Genomic DNA, 16,135 nt, shown 5'->3' on the forward strand with positions numbered 1-16,135 from the left:
TCCTTGACACCATCCCTCTTTTCAAGATAAATTAATCATGCAACATTATGTACTGTTTGGTATTTTATTTGTCAATCGCTTAACGAAGAAAGGAGCTAATGACCCTGGAGAAGTTTGTTGAACGTACAAAAACCTTTGCTATGTCTCGCCCTATGATCTTATTATTCGCCATCTCCTGCGGTTTGTCCGTAGCTAACATCTATTACGCACAGCCATTGCTTGACGCAATCGCAAACGAATTCGCTATCCCTCATTCCCTCGTCGGTCTTGTGGTAACGGTTACTCAAATATGCTATGCGCTTGGGCTGCTGCTGTTGGTGCCTCTTGGCGATATCTTCAATCGACGCCGTTTAATTTCTGGACAAATGCTTCTATCAGTGGCGGCTTTAATTATGGTCGGCTTCGCACCTTCGAGTACCATAGTGTTCATTGGCATTGCCGGGGTCGGACTGCTCGCGGTCGTGGCGCAGACGCTCGTCGCGTTCGCTGCGACGCTGGCAGCTTCGGACGAGCAAGGGCGAGTCGTTGGTCTTGTCACTAGCGGAATCGTCATCGGCATTCTGCTCGCTCGATCTCTAGCAGGCGTGCTAACGGATTTAGCCGGTTGGCGTTCAGTCTATCTGGTCTCCGCGGGTTTAACGTTCGTCATGGCGGGAGCCCTGTTTCACGTGCTGCCTTCCGAGGAGCGACGAAGGAAACCCTTGTCCTACCTCAAGCTCCTTCGTTCTATTCTAACTTTATTCCAAGAAGAACCGATTCTGCGTGTACGTTCCGCTCTGGCGTTCCTGATTTTTACCGATTTCAGTATCTTATGGACTTCCCTCGTGTTGCCTCTAAGCACTCCGCCGTTCTCCCTATCGCATACCGCTGTAGGGGCCTTCGGCCTAGCCGGAGTTGCCGGTGCCCTTGCGGCAACGCGGGCTGGCCGACTTGCCGACCATGGGATGGGGCAGAAGACGACCGGTGCTGCATTGATCCTGCTGCTGGTGTCCTGGTGGCCGATTAGCTTAATCGGACATTCGCTTCTGGCTTTAATCGTTGGCATTGTCCTGCTTGATCTGGCGATACAAGCCGTGCACGTCACTAACCAAAGCATGATCCTGACTATTCGCCCGGAGGCGCGAAGCAGACTCACCGGAAGCTATATGATGTTCTATTCCTTCGGCAGCGCCAGCGGGTCCATCGCATCTACCGCGATCTATGAACAAGCGGGATGGAATGGAGTCTGCTTATTGGGCGCCAGCATCAGTGCCCTGACCCTTCTATTCTGGTGGTTGACCCGCGGCTATCAGCCGAGTTTAATTCAAGAAAACCGGCGTGTACCAAATCGTGAAGCAGAACACTCCTGAACAACAATTACCGGGTCATTCCTCTCACTAATACTCGTATTTTTCGCCCTACTTTGTGATACGGTTCACCTTAACGGTCATAACGGCGAAAAATTCGAAAGGAGCTGGCGGTGACCAACTCCTTCTAAGCGTCCGTTTTCAAAAAGCCTCTATAAACTCACCATAACGTTCATAACGGCGAAAATGCGACGAACTCGTGAAGCCGCATTCCGAGACGATCTTTGAAACAGAGAGTGTGGTCATGGACAGCTTTTCTTTAGCGGCTTCTATGCGCTTGAGTTGAATGTAACGGGAAGGCGAATCCCCGATGGCGGCTTTAAATTTGTGACGGAAGTGTATCATCAAGGAGTCGAGGAAATGAAACCAATCGGCGTTCACGTGTGTACGATTGAAGGGCGTTCGTATAAAGAAAGGTGTTTCCCATATCCAACACGTTAATGCCTATCGTCAGCGGTTAAAGAAATGGATGGAACGCGTTAATGGCGTTGCTACGAAGTATATAGATAACTATTTGTTTTGGTTTCGTTTTTTAGAATTGCACAAGCAATTGGTCAAGAAACTGCGGAGAAAAACAATGGTGTTGGAGGCTTGTAAGCAAGTGAATTTTATAACAACAGCAACATTACGGGCATAAAAAAACCAGTTGATTGAGAGCAACTGGTTCAATAAAGGTTTTATATTGGATATTCATTCAACCAAATTAATGCTTGTTCATAATTATCAAAAAATTTTAAGGATTCTTTTGTATTGGATTGTTGTAAATAACTCATTATCTCTCCTTCTTCAAGGAGAAACGCAATTGCCTTACTGTGATTCAAAATGGTTTCATTGAAGAACTTATCTTTCCATGCTTTTTGAACGGAAAAATGATCTGGCGTGTATCCTTTTCTATCCACCAACAATTTGTATTTCCGACCCTCGGAAATGAATTGCTGACAAACCTGCTCGAAGCCATTAAACCATTCACTAACATCATCTGTTTTAATCTTGCCGATTAGACGGGTAACAATTAAATCTCCTGAAACTGTTGTGCTGATATTCTGTCTACTCAACTTGGAATCATCTCCCTTAACATTATTTACGAAACGCGTTCAATCTGGTCCACATGGCGTCGAACGCCGCATCTTCAAGCTTAAAAAATACATCGGCAGGAACATATCGGACATAACCGTCCTCATGCAACTCCAATCGAACCTCGCTTTGGTCCTTGAGTTTGAGCAGTACGAACTTTCGGGATTGACCGCCTTGATCGTATATTCCCTGCTTGAACAGCTTCTCCGCTGCAATTGGCTTGGCGGTGCTTAAGGCCTTGAGGAAATTGTCAAGCGTTGCGTCCACGGCGAGCTCGTGTCGCTGATTTTGGCTGTTGTTCCAGCTGTCGTAGGTTTCCCAGCTCGCAGATTGCACGTTCCCTACAATATTGAGCTTCCCGAGCAGATCCACTCCGCTCGAAATCCTGATCCCGTTCAGACATTCATAATATTCCGTCACGATTCGTCCGTCAAAAATCTGATACGTCATGATGCGAAAATCGCTGTCATAACCCTGAACCGTGTACACATCCAGTTCTCCAACGGTAGAGGCCAGCTCCTCGGCATACTCCGACTGACTGCTCCATTCGTCAATATTGGCTTTGGTCCGGCCGATCTTCTCCCCCAGCACGGCTTCGGCCGCTTCCGGCGGGATTCGCGTCGACGTCTGGGTGTAGATCCTCCCTTGATAGACGATTAACCCGATCATTTGCATCATGGCGTTTGTTTTCTCGGGAAGCTCAAGCTTCGGGATGAACACCGACCCGTCAGCGACCGTTTGCCCGGGGGGCTGGGTGGCAATGGGATTAGAACCTCCGTCCAAACCGGAAAACGTGATAATTCCTGCGCACGCGACAACGGCCAAGCCGACAGCTGCCGACACCATGGCTCTCCGTTTAAGTCCCGATGCTTTGGAGCGACCATACTCCGACAAGTTCCGGGCCAAACGCTGCTCGTAGTGCGCGTCCGGCTCTATTTTACCAAACGCCCGTTTATAGTCTTCTTTGTTCATCGTCCATCCTCCAATTCCATTTTCAGCATCTCTCGCCCGCGCCGCAGCCGCATCTTGACGGCAGATTCGCTGATTCGAAGCGCTTCGGCGATTTGTTTGACGGAATAATCCTCATAGTAAAATAAATGAATCGCCGCTTTGTACTTGAACGGCAGCCGAAGCACGCTTTCCAAAAGTTCCGCATCTGTTGCGGAATCGCAGTACGTTTCGATCCTCTCTATATGGATCACGCGTCTGCGCCACAAATATCCGGTCATGTTTTTGCAAATATTGATGAGTACCCGAATCACCCAGGCCTTTTCATGCTCCGGATCGCCGAAAGCCGGCGCCTTATATACCAGCTTGATAAAAGCTTCCTGAACCGCTTCTTCCGCGTCGCTTCTGTTGCCCAGATGAACCATGGAAATCTTGAACAGCATGCCTCCATATTGGATGTACTTGCGAGAAAAGTCGCCGTTCGGCAGCGTTTCGGTCTGCATGTGTCTTTATCCCCTCCTTTCACCTCTAACACAATCTTCAGGATGGATCGGTCACATCCATGTGTTTATTCATATAGAAACCCGACGAGGCCGCCTGAGGAATGATTCGTACCTCAGACGGCCTCGCAAGCTGAGCCCTTAACGTTTAATTGGAGTCTTCGAGCTTTGTCCAACGAATGATTCTCCCGCTTATCCCGCCTAAAGTGGAATACGTGATGACTCGTTTTGGCGAAACATTGATGGAACCTTTGAATGAATACAATGGCGCATAAATTTTCGGCCGGCAACTGCCGCTTGCGTCTTCCTTTGAATGCTTAGATGGCGAATTTGGAAATCAACTGATTCATCTCTTTCGACATATCGTTTAGCCGGTTAGTGGATTCAGCCATTTCCACGAGCTGCTGCAGTTGACTGGAAGCTCCCGCTGCCATTTCATCCGCTCCCGCCGCCGTAACCTTGGCGATGTTGGACAATGCCATCACACCTGCCGTAACCTCCTGTGAGCTAGCCGACATTTGTTCGGTTACAGCCGACATGTCCTCCGTTTGAGCGGAAACCCTCTGAATGACCTCCAAGATGCGAAGAAAGGTTTCGTGCGTTTCTTCTGAAATTCGTTTTCCCTTCTCCACTTCTTGAATCCCTTCTCTCATCGAATCCACCGTGTTACCCGTTTCCTGATGAATACGTGATATGATCTCGGTCACCTGTCCGGCAGAACGAGCAGACTGTTCCGCCAATTTTCTAACCTCTGATGCCACAACCGCAAAACCTTGGCCATGTTCCCCGGCGCGGGCGGCTTCTATCGCTGCGTTCAAGGCAATCAAATTCGTTTGTGTAGAGATGTCGGAGATATCTTTGACGATACCGCCGATTTGTTCGTAATGTTCCTTGAGCTGATTGACCCTGCCGGAGAAACGATGGACCGAATGGCTGATACCGTCCATTTGGCTCACCAGTTTCTGAATCGATTCCTTTCCGTCCATCGCCTCTTCCTTCATGACTGATGCAGCTTCCGATACCGTAAAGGCCGTCTCGGCAATATTTTGAATTCCTTTCGCCATTTCCTCCATCGCTTTCGCACTTTCGGAGGCCGACTGATCTTGGGTTTGCGCTCCGTTCGCCACCTCATGGATGATTCCGGCACTCTGCTCGAGCCCTTGAATATTTCGGTTCACGTTTTCCGCCAACTCACGCGAAGACAGGCCGGCTAGCTCCGCCTTCTGCTGCACGCCGGCAATCATGCTCCGCAGTTCTCCGACCATATCCGAAAATTGCCGATTGAGCTCACCAAAATCGTCTCGCCGCTCCGTTTTCAGTTCGATATCCAAATACCCCTGGCTGACCCGTTTAATAGCCGCAAACAAGTCCCGCACGGGCGCCAGCGTCCTTTTGGTGAATAAATATTGGAACAGCATGATGACAAGCAATGAAATCAGGAGCACCGGCAAAGACATCGTCCAAATCTTGGTCGCATTCTCGTTAATAATGCTTGCATGGATATCCATTCCCAGTACCGCAATGATTTGGCCCTGACCGTTCATGACCGGTTGAATAATACTGATCCAAGTCCCGTAATCATCTTGATAAACGGGGGTCCTGGCCACTTGCTTCGTTTCGTTGACGGCGTTGATGGCTTGCTGCACTTCCGCCGGATTCTCATAATACTCCCCCGGCTTTAAGCCCGCTTCGAGAAGATGCTTCGGCATGGCGACAATCCGTTGTTTCCCGTCGTAGAAAGTTGAAGAGAACAGATAAGCCTGGGCCACATTCTTGTTGTGATCGGATACTGCCGTCAATTCCTCCGTCAACCGCTGAAGAGGAGGGCTGTTCGGCTCGGGCTTGGAAATCGCCGATTCAACATCTTCTGGCTTCAGGAGGCTCAACACCATCGACGATACGCCTGTGGATTGTTGATACAAAGAGTCCGTCGTCAATTTCTTCTGAATCGTTACGCCGGCCACAGTAAGCGTTAACCCGGTGATTAAAATGCCCAAAAAAGCGGATGTTAAATTTTTCATAAAGAAAGTCAAGCGTATCGAACGAATCATCGGATAGTCCCCCTCATCCATACCGTCAAACGCAAAATTACGATGAACCATGATTGTCGAAACTCATCATGATTCACCGTATTTCCCGGCAACGGTCGTTATTTGATCGTGTATCCCCCGTCTACAAGAAGGCCTGCCCCGGTGATGGCGCTTGCTTCCTCGGAGGCAAGAAACAATGCCGCATTCGCGATTTCGACAGGTTGTATCGTCCGTCCGATCGGATGAATGTCCCGAATGTTCTTCAGCACTTCCGCACTACCGCCGAACAGCTCGGCATGACGGTCGTTGAAGGTCGTGTCCACCCATCCCGGACAAATGCAATTGACGCGGATGTTGTCTTGGGCAAAGTCAAGCGCCATCGCTTTGGATAACATCAGGATCGCGCCTTTGGAGGAGACGTACGCCGCAAGCCTCGGTTCCGCCACATAGCTGTTTGCCGACCCGAGGTTGACGATCGCCCCCCCGCCGCCCGCCAACATCGCGGGCACAACCGCCCGGGACATCAGGAACATGGACTTGACATTCACCTCGTAAGTACGATCCCACAATTCCTCCGACAGCTCGAGGATGGAGCCCGGAATATTAATGGCCGCGTTGTTGACCAGAATGTCCACCTTCCCAAACTTCTCGAGCGTAAAGCTAACCAACCCTTCCACGGAATCGTTCTTGGATACGTCCGCGCGATAGTAGAACACGTTTGCACCGGCTTCGCTTAACTGCCTCGAAGCCTCTTCCCCCTCTACCGAGAGGTCGGCCATGACGACCGAGCATCCTTCTTCTGCGAAACGCTTGGAAATATGGTAACCGATTCCTCGCGCCGCACCGGTGACGATGGCTGTTTTCCCCGATAATCTCATGGTGGCTCCTCCTCGATTTGTCTACTAAACCTCTCCCAGTACCGGTGGTACTTCCTTATATCCCTTCGATTTGATCGCACCGAATACGATGCCGATTGCGAGCCAGGTGAAGCCGATTACGTACGTCGTCCGATCGAAACCGCTCCAGATGAACGCGATGACCGCGAAGCCGATCAACGGCGAGATCAGATACCGGAAGAAACCTTTCAGACTGCGCTCCTTCTTCTTAAGAAAGAAGTGCGAGACGACCGACAGATTCAACAGCATGTATGTCGTCATGGCCCCGAAGTTTACGAGCTTCGCCAGAAAATCGAGCGACAGGAATAAGGCGACTAATACCGATGCCAGTCCTACGAAAATCGTGGCGTTTGCAGGCGTTTTGTACTTGGAGTGGACTTTCGACAAGATTCCGGAGAACGGAAGCAGCTTGTCCCGGCTCATCGAGAAGATAACGCGGGAGATGGCCGATTGAACCGTAAGCGCGTTGGCGATCCCTACCGCGAGGACTCCGATCAGGATGAAGGCGTAATAAAGTCCGTCGCCTCCCACTTCCCGGATAATGTCGAAGTAGCCCATTCCCGGATCGAGGTCCTCATAATTGGGATGCGCCAAGGAAGCCATGTACGATTGGCCCAGGAAGAGCAAACCGATCAGGCAGAGACTGGCGACGACGGACGGACCGACCGTCCGGGTCGGATTCTTGGTCTCTTCGGAGAGGGTGCTGATTGCGTCGAAGCCGATAAATCCGAGCACCGCGATAGAAGCGGCGGAAGCGATGAATTGCAGGTCGATCTTTCCCGGCTGATAGAACGGCGTGAGCGAGAAGCCGCCTATCCCGTGCCCATCCATGAGCACGTACTTCAGTCCGCATATGATGAAGATGGCGATCAAGCCCAGCTGACAGAACAGAAACAGGTAGCTGGCCCACCTAGTCAAAGAAATTCCACGCGCATTAACGAATGTAATGATGAAGGCGAAGAGCAAAATGATAAGCAGTGCCGGAACTCCCGGAAAGACGGCGGAAAGCCAGAGGTTGGAGAAGGCGATCAGCATGCCGGGAATAATCAGGTAGTCCATAATAATGATCCAGCCAGTCAGGAAACCTACGTGCGGATTCAGACCGCGCTGCACGAAGGAGTAAGCGGAGCCGGCAATGGGAAATTCCCGGCTCATCGAGCTGTAGCTGTACGCCGTGAATACCATGGCGATGACGCCGACCAGATAGACGAGAGGAGCCATGCCGAAGCTCTCGCTCGCCGCCACGGCGTATACCTGCGTCGGAGCAATCGGGAGCATCGTGATGAGACCGAAAATAACCAGATCTTTAAAGGTCAGGGTTCTCTTCAATTCCTGCGCATAACCTGTCTTGGCCTCATCCGGATTGGACACTGCTTGCGGATCAATCACCTTTGACATCATGATTACCTCACCTTCGTTTATGTTGCGGACATGCGTCTCGCTTCACCCGGAGGCGAATGTCCGGACTAACCGCATCAGGAACGGCGATTCCGAATCCGGGGGGTTAATGGGCGCTCGTCTTTCTGCGGCTGAGAGAGTGCAGCCCGTTCTGAACGAATGTGCTCCTCACGTTCTTCATCCGCATGATTCTATCTTCTGCCAGACGATCGGCCGCAACATAGGAGGGAATTCGTTCCCTTCTCGAAATCTCGAATATGCTGGCGATGCTGGAGCGAATCTCGGCGATCTTCTTGTAGGCGCGCTCTTGGTTGTATCCGCTAAGCTCGTCAGCGATATTGATGACTCCGCCCGCGTTGATGACATAGTCCGGCGCGTAGACGATACCGAGCTCGTGAAGGCGGTCCCCGTGGCGCGACTCCTTAAGCTGATTGTTGGCGGATCCGGCGATCACCCTTGCCTTGAGAAGAGGAATCGTATCGTCGTTCAACGTCGCTCCAAGAGCGCATGGAGCATAAATGTCGCAGTCCGCCGAATAGATGTCGGCAGGGTCGACCGCCACGGCGCCGAAGCTCTCCACGGCTCTTCTGACCGCTTCCTTGTCGATGTCCGTGACGACCAGCTTCGCCCCTTCTTCGCTCAAATATTGGCATAACCGATTCGCAACGCTGCCTACTCCTTGGACGGCAACGACCCTGCCTTCCAGAGAGTCCGAACCGAACGCTTCCCCGGCAGCTGCCTTAATCCCCTGATAAACGCCGTATGCCGTTGCCGGCGAGGGATTGCCGGAAGAGCCGAAGCTTGGGGAGACTCCCGTCACGTAGTCGGTCTCTTGATAGATCAAGTCCATGTCCTCCGTCGTTGTCCCCACATCCTCGGCGGTAATGTAACGTCCTCCAAGGCCCTGGATGTAACGTCCGAACGCCCGGAACAGCGCTTCGCTCTTGTCCGTCTTCGGATTTCCGATGATGACGGCCTTGCCGCCACCAAGATTGAGTCCGGACACGGCATTCTTGTAAGTCATTCCCTTAGCTAGTCTAAGCGCGTCCTCCAAGGCCGCTTCTTCGGAAGCGTAGGTCCACATTCTCGACCCGCCCAAAGCGGGACCAAGAGTCGTATCATGGATGGCCACGATCGCCTTCAATCCTGAACTCTTATCCTGACAGAACAATACTTCCTCGTAGTCGTCTTTCTCCATCGTTTCAAACAAACTCATACCGGTTTCCTCCATTTATTTATCATACTCCATCCCCACATTCCGACAGCCGACATGAAGCCAAGCACGAGAACGAACCCGCCGATCGCAGACTCTAAACCTAGCGGCTGCGCCAACAGCCCGAGCCCCATGACCGGAAGGGCCACTCCCAGATAAGTCACCGCGTAATACGAAGAAATCATGTCTCCCCTTGAATGCTCGGGTGCCATGTTGTTGGTCAGAGCCAGGCTTCCCGCGTATAACGGACCGTGCCCCAAGCCCGTAAACAACACGGAAACGGCCAACAATAACCCCGAACCCGCATGAATGGCCAGCACTAGCGAAATCAACCCGCCCCCGAGTAAGACGAAGCCGGCAAGCGCCATCTTCTCCGGGGACAGCCGGCCGAATATCAATTGGGAAGCTGCGGATACGGCAAGAACGGATGCCGACGTGACTCCGGACATCAGCAGACTGCTCGTCCCGATCCATTCCTCCATGTAGGAAGGAATAACGGACATGAACAGGCTGATCACCGCCCATGCGATAAAAGAAGTGACCGACGAGAGGAGGAAGGGCATGAGAAGCCCTCTTGGAATGGCGGGCCAATGAAGCCGGGGTCCTCCGGATTTGCGCGGCGCAGCCCTGGAAACCAGCAAGCAAGCCAAGCCGGGGAGGACGAGCACGATGTGCGCAAGGTAGGGAAGTTGCGTCGGCCAAGGCCCGAACTGGGCCAGCGCGCCCGACATCACCGGCCCCAATGCGTTGCCTGCCGTAACGGCGGCGGCTGCGAGAAACGCCGAGCGCTGCCTGTCTTTGTTCCGGTGGAGCGCGGTCATCGCCGATACCGCGATTCCGTTGAACAGGCCGACGGACAGGCCTTGAAGCGTTCTGGCCAAGAGCAGCATCGGCAAGCCGTCCGCCAGAGCCATGCAAGCGGATCCCGACAGCGCCGCCACGGCGCCTGCCGCAAGAAGCTTACGGTATCCGATCCGGTCCGATAATTGGCCGAAGAGAACGATCGAGGGAATGACGGCCAGAGCATACGCGGCGAACACCAACGTAATGATGCCGGGGGTTAATCCCCATTGCGCCTTGTAGACGGCATATAACGGAGTCGCCAGATTAAGACCGAGAATCGTGACGAACAGCCCGTATACAACCGACCAGTAGGCGAACTTTCTCGAACGGGATTGGAAGGTCCGGATATCCAGCACGTCCTGCATCCGTTGCAGGCATCCAATGATATTTTTTAGTCTCACCTCGTCCAGACGGGCTTCGATCTTCATCCTGGACAGAGATGGATTCCGAATTTCCCCGACCGTCATCCGGTCGATGTTCGTCCCGGAATGGGCGAATAAATCCGATACCCGGGCCAATACGCCTGGCCGGTTACGAACCGTTACCGATAAAATGCATGCCGTCATGGCCTCACCTCCCCAATGTTTCCATCACCATGCTCAACCATCGATTAAGCGGGGGTCCTTCGTCTCTTCGTCCTCTCGGATCACTCCGTTCACATGGATCACTCCGATAATTTTGCGCAAGCGTTCGGTCAGTTGCACCCATTCGGACGGTTCCGCTTCCGCCTTCAACGTCATGAGCCAGAGCCCGTCATTCCCGGAATCGCCAACCGTCAGTCCTTCGATCTCAAGCCCTCTTCTGGCGAACAATCCCGTCGCCCGAAGCAGAACGTCCGGACTCTTGATCAGCCAAACCGCAAGCGCACGCGTAGATTCCGTAGATCCCGGCATACGTCCGCCCTCCTCTTCCTTCCGGCATTATCCTGTAGTCAAAGCGACATATTTCAGCACCGAGAATTCCTCTAACCCGTGCCGTCCTCCTTCGCGCCCGACGCCGCTCTCCTTGATGCCGCCGAACGGAGCCTGCGCGTAGGCTAGCGACGTGCCGTTGACCGCGATGTTGCCGCTCTCCAGCTTCTGAATCAGCCGGTGAATCCTCGCGAAGTCGGATGTAAACACGTAGGCGGCAAGCCCGTATCGGGTAGCGTTCGCCCGCTTGACCACTTCGCTCTCGGTATCGAAAACAAGGATGGGCAGAACAGGTCCGAATATCTCCTCCCTGGTCAGATCCATCTCCGAGGTCACGCCATCCAGCAAGGTCGGCAAGTAGAAGCTTCCTCCTGCATATGCTTCTCCAGACGGACGCTCCCCGCCTGTCAGAACCTTCGCGCCTTTGGCCACGGCGTCGTTCACCAGACGTTCCACCTTCGCCAGAGCCCGATCGTTAATGAGCGGTCCGATGTCCGTGCCAGGTTCGCTTCCCGCCCCGGCTTTCAAATTCCTCACGAGCGGCAGCAGCTTGCCCAGCAGCGCTTCATGAACGTCCCGATGAACGTAGGCCAAGTTGATTCCGTTGCACACCTGTCCGCAGTTCTCGAATTTATTGCCTACGATTTGGGCAGCCGCTTTGTCCAAGTCCGCGTCGGGAAACACGATGACCGGAGAGTTGCCGCCCAACTCCAGCGACACCCGCTTAACCGTAACGGCCGCTTGAGCCATTAGCGTCTTGCCCACTTGAGTGGAGCCGGTGAACGAAAGCTTGCGAATGCGGAAGTCGGCCATGAGCTGAGCGCCGATACGCGAAGGCACGCCCGTAACCAAATTCGCGACTCCCCGGGGAATTCCGGTCTGCTGCAGGTAGCCGAACATGGCGATGGCCGTCATCGCCGTCGTCTCGGCCGGCTTCAGGACGACCGTGCAGCCGGCCGCAAGAGCCGGCGCTACTTTGCGGGCGACGGTTGCCGCGGGGAAATTCATCGGAGTAATGAGCGCCACCGGCCCCACAGGCTCCCTGTATACCAGCAATTGCTGTCCCGGATTGGAAGCCGGAATAATCTCGCCATAGGCCCGTTTACTCTCTTCGGCGTACCAGCGGATGATCGCCGCCGTTCCTTCGATCTCTCCCGTCGCCTCCGTAAGCGGCTTCCCCTGCTCCCTCGACAACAGCTCGCCTAATGTTTTCTTCTCTCGTACCAGCAGGGAAGCCCATTCCTCCAGAAATGCAGCCCTCGCTTGCGCGGGAAGAACGGACCACTCGGGGAAAGCCGCGGAAGCGGCATCGACCGCCTCCGTCACGCGCTCGCTCTCCAGATCGGGAATTCGTCCGATCTCCTGTCCGTTCGATGGGTCGAAAACTTCCAAGGTCGCGGATGACGCGGCTTGTCGGCCGTCGATCCAGTTGTGGTTCCAAGTTTCCTTAACAGCCGTGCTCATATTCGCGCGTTCCTCCTATGCATGCAATTGTTCGGACTTCTTAGATAAATTCGAAATATTTTCGGCGCTCCCAATCGGTTACGACCGTGAAATATTCTTTCAACTCCAGATCAACGGCTTGCAAATAATGCCGGACGACCTCGTCGCCAAGAAGCTCACGGGCAATCTCGCTTCCCTCCAGAATTTTCCTTGCCTCGTATAAATTCGTCGGCAGCTTCCGCAAATCCATAACGCCCGCATTGCCTTTGATCGGCTGCGGAATATCGATGCGGTGCTCGATCCCGTATAGTCCGGAAGCCATCATCGCCGCAATAACCAAGTAATGATTCACGTCGGCTCCCGGCACCCGATTCTCGAACCGGCTTGATTTGCCCTTGCCGTCGAACCGGAACGATGTGCTGCGGTTGTCGATGCCCCAGCTTATTGTATTGGGCGCGCCCGAGCCGAAATCCATGAGCCTCTTGTACGAATTGACATAGGGCGCATAGAACACCATAAGCTCCGGCGCGAGAGCGAGCATTCCGCCAAGGAAATGCCGGCCCGTCTCGGACAAGCCGTACTCCTTGTCCGGATCGTGCAGCACGTTGACCGTTCCCGCGCTATCCCACAGGCTGATGTGCGTATGTCCGCTGCTGCCGGAATCGTTCGTATCCTGCTTCGCCATGAATGTCACCATTAACTGGTTCAGCGCGGCCATTTCCTTGATACCGTTCTTGTATATCGCCGTTCGGTCCGCCATCTCCAGCGCTTCGGCATACCTGACGTTAAGCTCGACCTGCCCGTTTCCCCACTCGCCCTTCAGCGCTTCGATCGGAACGCCGACGGCTTCCAGGTTGGAGGTGAGCTGGCCGAGAAACCAGTGGTCGACCGTCAGACGGTAGATCGAGTAATCGATCGGATACGGAAACAGCGGTTTAAGATTGGCAAAATTCTTCTCTCTCGCCGAATCGGAAGTCTCCTTGAATACATAAAACTCGATTTCAGAAGCCGCATACGCCTTGAAGCCCATCCCTTCGGCCTTGGCGATCTGCCGTTTCAGAATGTTCCGAGGAGCGATGCTGACGGCCTCTCCGCTCTTCTCCTCCAAGTCCGCGAGAACCAGTGCCGTTCCGGGAGACCATGGATAAGGACGGAGCGTCGATAGGTCGGGAATCGTCTTCATGTCGTGAACTCCCGTATCCCAGTTGCAATAATCGAACGCTCCGAAGTTCAAACTGACATCCCAAGCCAGGTTCAATGCGCAAGTATGGATACCTTCTTGGGCTTCCTCCAGGAAGTAGCGCGCGGGCACCCTTTTTCCGAACAGCTTGCCCTGCATGTCTACTCCGGCGATAATGACCGAATTGATCTCTCCTGACGCCGTCAAACGGGACAATTCCTCGATGCTTAATCTCGTCACGATCCGTTCCTCCCTCGTTCGTTAATGAATCGTCCAACCGCCGTCTACGAATACCGTCGAACCCGTAATATACTCCGACTCCTGCGAGGCCAGAAAAAGAACCGCGTTGGCAATGTCGAACGGGCTCGCGATACGTCCGACCGGAATCCGGTCCAGCACCCATTCCCGGACCTCCGGATTCTTCAGTCCGCCCGCCGTGAACGGAGTTTCCACAACGCCGGGAGCTACGGCGTTCACCGTGATGCCGTAAGGAGCCAGCTCAAGCGCGACCGCTTTGGTCAGCAGGTTGAGACCACCCTTGGATGAATTGTAATGCGGCTGGCAATGCCCGCTGCTGGAGACGATGCGGTGCGCTTCAACCGAAGTGATGTTAACGATTCGACCCTTGGTTTCATTGCTGATCATGGCTTTGGCGGCGGCCTGGGAGCATAGGAACGGAGCTTTCAGGTTCACGTTGTGCACCTTGTCCCACTCCTCCTCGGACAGTTCAAGAAATTCGGTGAAAGCAACGATACCCGCATTGTTGACGAGAATATCAAGCGTACCGAAAGCTTCAACAGCTGCCGCGACCATCGCCTCCACTTCCGCTTTATTCGTGACGTCCGCCTTAACGGCGATTGCGGTGCTTCCTTCTCCGGCGAGCGATATGGTCTCATTGGCTCCGTTCAGATTCAAATCCGCCACGACGACTTTGGCGCCCTCCTCCATGAATCGAAGGGCTATGGAACGTCCGTTCCCGGAGCCTGCACCCGTCACAATTACCGCTTTGTCTTTAAACTTCATGTCCCTCATCCTTTACGTGAGTAATGAATTGCTTCAAAATGCTCTTGTATTCGCATAAAGACTGAACATCCGCGTATTCTCCAGGCCCATGATGGTTAGCTCCGGAAGGACCGAATTCGACGGCCGGCATTCCCCGTTCCGCATAGAATCTCGTGTCCGCGGAACCCTCCTGGCCGAAGAAAAGCGTTCCCGAATGCTTCCTCAGTTTGCTGACCCATACGTTATCCGGATCGGTGTTCACCGGCGTCCCTTGGAAATGAACCTTAACCTCGGCCGAAGGTACCGCCTTCCGGATAGCCTCTAGAAGAAGCTCCGGATCTTGATCCGGCAAATAACGGATGTCGATTCCCATCTTGCATTGGTCAGGCACTTGGTTAAAAGCTTTGCCTGCCTCGATCTTGGCCAAATTAAGCGAGGCCTTGCCAAGAAATGGCGATTCTTCATGGAAGAAATGCAGCGAAGCGATCGTCAGATAGTGCTCCTGTGCCTCCAAGATCGCATTCCTGCCCAGCCAAGGACGACTTCCGTGCGCCGCGATGCCTGCGACTTCAACGACGATCTGCAAAATCCCTTTGGATTGGATGGCGATGTCCAAGTTGGTCGGCTCTCCGCAAATCGCGATATCGCCCAACCATCCTTGTTCAACGAGAAATCCCGTTCCGAGCTCTCCGCCGCTTTCTTCGTCCGGGACCAAACACAGAACGACCGTGCAATCCGGCGGCGTTTGAGCAAGATCCTGCATCAGCAGCATCATGCAGGCTACTGCGCCCAACATATCGTAGCTGCCTCTTCCGTACAGCTTGCCGTTCTCCAGCCGGGGTTCGAAAAGTTCCGGCTGGGCGGGAACGACATCCAGATGACCGTTCAGAACGATGGTCGGGCTGCCGCTTCCGACGGACGCCACGACGCTCTTCAAACCCCGGTGTTCGTAAACCCTAGTGTCGAGCCCCGCCTCCCGCAACCAATCGGCGCAATAATCCGCGCAGCGGTTAACGCGCTCCGGGTTCGTATTCTGAAACCGGATGAGCGTCTGGGCAAGATCAACGATTCGTTTCGCTTCCACGTTCTCAAGCGGTAATGTACTCAGCTCCAGACCCTCCCTGTAACAAAAAATATCTACACATTATAATCAAGCAAGAATCATGCCAGCTCTTTTTACGCGATTTTCAATGCTTGTATCCGTATGAACACCTCCAGCTCATCCCAATTAACCCGATAAACCCAATTAACCCATTTATCCCATTCGCCGATGATCAAGCGGGTAAGAAAGACGATCTCAGCGTCTTAAAAAAGACACACCTTCTGTTCAAATGAACAGAAGGTGTAAAAA

General features: G+C 53.5%; 16 protein-coding genes and 1 pseudogene. 3 read left to right on the top strand and 14 right to left on the bottom strand.

Annotated features, from left to right (window positions below; genetic code table 11):
* The first annotated feature begins 98 nt into the window (after positions 1-98).
* Positions 99-1,349 carry an MFS transporter gene (locus ACFPPD_RS05645; RefSeq protein ID WP_209746638.1) on the top strand — a complete coding sequence of 417 codons (1,251 nt, stop codon included), beginning with the start codon at positions 99-101 and terminating at the stop codon, positions 1,347-1,349.
* Between the two features lie 138 nt (positions 1,350-1,487).
* On the opposite strand, the gene ACFPPD_RS05650 is transcribed toward ACFPPD_RS05645, so the two are convergent.
* The gene (locus ACFPPD_RS05650; protein ID WP_378081493.1) at positions 1,488-1,691 is read right to left on the bottom strand and encodes a helix-turn-helix domain-containing protein; all 204 of its coding nucleotides are present in this window, start codon (positions 1,689-1,691) and stop codon (positions 1,488-1,490) included.
* Between the two features lie 49 nt (positions 1,692-1,740).
* Here ACFPPD_RS05650 and ACFPPD_RS05655 point away from each other — a divergent pair.
* Positions 1,741-1,983: pseudogene (locus ACFPPD_RS05655) on the top strand (IS1595 family transposase); the annotation flags it as partial.
* Positions 1,984-2,023: 40 nt separating this feature from the next.
* Here ACFPPD_RS05655 and ACFPPD_RS05660 read toward each other — a convergent pair.
* From ACFPPD_RS05660 to ACFPPD_RS05670, 3 genes are read right to left on the bottom strand one after another with little or no spacing between them, the layout of a single operon-like run.
* Positions 2,024-2,401: a SpoIIAA family protein gene (locus ACFPPD_RS05660; protein ID WP_209746642.1), complete on the bottom strand. Its 378-nt coding sequence runs from the start codon at positions 2,399-2,401 to the stop codon at positions 2,024-2,026.
* A gap of 22 nt (positions 2,402-2,423) precedes the next feature.
* The gene (locus ACFPPD_RS05665; RefSeq protein ID WP_209746644.1) at positions 2,424-3,392 is read right to left on the bottom strand and encodes a hypothetical protein; all 969 of its coding nucleotides are present in this window, start codon (positions 3,390-3,392) and stop codon (positions 2,424-2,426) included.
* Positions 3,389-3,871 carry an RNA polymerase sigma factor gene (locus ACFPPD_RS05670; RefSeq protein ID WP_209746646.1) on the bottom strand — a complete coding sequence of 161 codons (483 nt, stop codon included), beginning with the start codon at positions 3,869-3,871 and terminating at the stop codon, positions 3,389-3,391. The genes ACFPPD_RS05665 and ACFPPD_RS05670 overlap by 4 nt, the downstream gene beginning before the upstream one ends.
* Positions 3,872-4,020: 149 nt before the next feature.
* On the opposite strand from ACFPPD_RS05670, the gene ACFPPD_RS05675 reads away from it, so the two are divergent.
* The gene (locus ACFPPD_RS05675; protein WP_378081467.1) at positions 4,021-4,143 is read left to right on the top strand and encodes a winged helix-turn-helix transcriptional regulator; all 123 of its coding nucleotides are present in this window, start codon (positions 4,021-4,023) and stop codon (positions 4,141-4,143) included.
* 42 nt (positions 4,144-4,185) lie between these two features.
* Here the strand turns inward: ACFPPD_RS05675 and ACFPPD_RS05680 are convergent, their stop codons facing one another.
* The 10 genes from ACFPPD_RS05680 to ACFPPD_RS05725 form a co-directional block, all read right to left on the bottom strand.
* Entirely contained in the window at positions 4,186-5,919 is a 1,734-nt protein-coding gene (locus ACFPPD_RS05680) for a methyl-accepting chemotaxis protein (protein WP_209746649.1), read from the bottom strand.
* A 98-nt stretch (positions 5,920-6,017) separates the two neighbouring features.
* Complete coding sequence (locus ACFPPD_RS05685; protein ID WP_209746652.1) at positions 6,018-6,776, bottom strand: SDR family NAD(P)-dependent oxidoreductase; 759 nt, start codon at positions 6,774-6,776, stop codon at positions 6,018-6,020.
* A 24-nt stretch (positions 6,777-6,800) separates the two neighbouring features.
* On the bottom strand, positions 6,801-8,192 hold the full coding sequence (locus ACFPPD_RS05690) for an APC family permease (protein ID WP_209746654.1): 1,392 nt from the start codon (positions 8,190-8,192) through the stop codon (positions 6,801-6,803).
* Between the two features lie 106 nt (positions 8,193-8,298).
* The gene (locus tag ACFPPD_RS05695; protein WP_209746656.1) at positions 8,299-9,408 is read right to left on the bottom strand and encodes a Leu/Phe/Val dehydrogenase; all 1,110 of its coding nucleotides are present in this window, start codon (positions 9,406-9,408) and stop codon (positions 8,299-8,301) included.
* On the bottom strand, positions 9,405-10,814 hold the full coding sequence (locus tag ACFPPD_RS05700) for an MFS transporter (protein ID WP_209746658.1): 1,410 nt from the start codon (positions 10,812-10,814) through the stop codon (positions 9,405-9,407). Before ACFPPD_RS05700 ends, ACFPPD_RS05695 begins: the two co-directional genes overlap by 4 nt.
* A gap of 33 nt (positions 10,815-10,847) precedes the next feature.
* Positions 10,848-11,141, bottom strand: coding sequence for an ACT domain-containing protein (locus tag ACFPPD_RS05705; protein WP_209746660.1), 294 nt, complete (start codon positions 11,139-11,141; stop codon positions 10,848-10,850).
* Between the two features lie 27 nt (positions 11,142-11,168).
* Positions 11,169-12,623, bottom strand: a complete 1,455-nt coding sequence (locus ACFPPD_RS05710; RefSeq protein ID WP_209746662.1) for an NAD-dependent succinate-semialdehyde dehydrogenase — start codon at positions 12,621-12,623, stop codon at positions 11,169-11,171.
* 40 nt (positions 12,624-12,663) lie between these two features.
* Positions 12,664-14,022 carry a glutamine synthetase family protein gene (locus ACFPPD_RS05715; protein WP_209746663.1) on the bottom strand — a complete coding sequence of 453 codons (1,359 nt, stop codon included), beginning with the start codon at positions 14,020-14,022 and terminating at the stop codon, positions 12,664-12,666.
* A 21-nt stretch (positions 14,023-14,043) separates the two neighbouring features.
* The gene (locus ACFPPD_RS05720; protein ID WP_209746665.1) at positions 14,044-14,805 is read right to left on the bottom strand and encodes an SDR family NAD(P)-dependent oxidoreductase; all 762 of its coding nucleotides are present in this window, start codon (positions 14,803-14,805) and stop codon (positions 14,044-14,046) included.
* The gene (locus ACFPPD_RS05725) at positions 14,795-15,868 is read right to left on the bottom strand and encodes a M20 family metallopeptidase (RefSeq protein WP_378081474.1); all 1,074 of its coding nucleotides are present in this window, start codon (positions 15,866-15,868) and stop codon (positions 14,795-14,797) included. The genes ACFPPD_RS05720 and ACFPPD_RS05725 overlap by 11 nt, the downstream gene beginning before the upstream one ends.
* Positions 15,869-16,135: the final 267 nt, after the last annotated feature.

The sequence above is a fragment of the Cohnella suwonensis genome (assembly GCF_042655365.1).
Taxonomy (GTDB): domain Bacteria; phylum Bacillota; class Bacilli; order Paenibacillales; family Paenibacillaceae; genus Cohnella; species Cohnella suwonensis.

Coding starts and splice junctions, on each gene's coding strand:
- ACFPPD_RS05645 (WP_209746638.1), top strand. CDS start 99: ATGACCCTGGAGAAGTTTGTTGAACGTACAAAAACCTTTGCTATGTCT.
- ACFPPD_RS05650 (WP_378081493.1), bottom strand. CDS start 1,691: ATGATACACTTCCGTCACAAATTTAAAGCCGCCATCGGGGATTCGCCT.
- ACFPPD_RS05665 (WP_209746644.1), bottom strand. CDS start 3,392: ATGAACAAAGAAGACTATAAACGGGCGTTTGGTAAAATAGAGCCGGAC.
- ACFPPD_RS05670 (WP_209746646.1), bottom strand. CDS start 3,871: ATGCAGACCGAAACGCTGCCGAACGGCGACTTTTCTCGCAAGTACATC.
- ACFPPD_RS05680 (WP_209746649.1), bottom strand. CDS start 5,919: ATGATTCGTTCGATACGCTTGACTTTCTTTATGAAAAATTTAACATCC.
- ACFPPD_RS05685 (WP_209746652.1), bottom strand. CDS start 6,776: ATGAGATTATCGGGGAAAACAGCCATCGTCACCGGTGCGGCGCGAGGA.
- ACFPPD_RS05690 (WP_209746654.1), bottom strand. CDS start 8,192: ATGTCAAAGGTGATTGATCCGCAAGCAGTGTCCAATCCGGATGAGGCC.
- ACFPPD_RS05695 (WP_209746656.1), bottom strand. CDS start 9,408: ATGAGTTTGTTTGAAACGATGGAGAAAGACGACTACGAGGAAGTATTG.
- ACFPPD_RS05700 (WP_209746658.1), bottom strand. CDS start 10,814: ATGACGGCATGCATTTTATCGGTAACGGTTCGTAACCGGCCAGGCGTA.
- ACFPPD_RS05705 (WP_209746660.1), bottom strand. CDS start 11,141: ATGCCGGGATCTACGGAATCTACGCGTGCGCTTGCGGTTTGGCTGATC.
- ACFPPD_RS05710 (WP_209746662.1), bottom strand. CDS start 12,623: ATGAGCACGGCTGTTAAGGAAACTTGGAACCACAACTGGATCGACGGC.
- ACFPPD_RS05720 (WP_209746665.1), bottom strand. CDS start 14,805: ATGAAGTTTAAAGACAAAGCGGTAATTGTGACGGGTGCAGGCTCCGGG.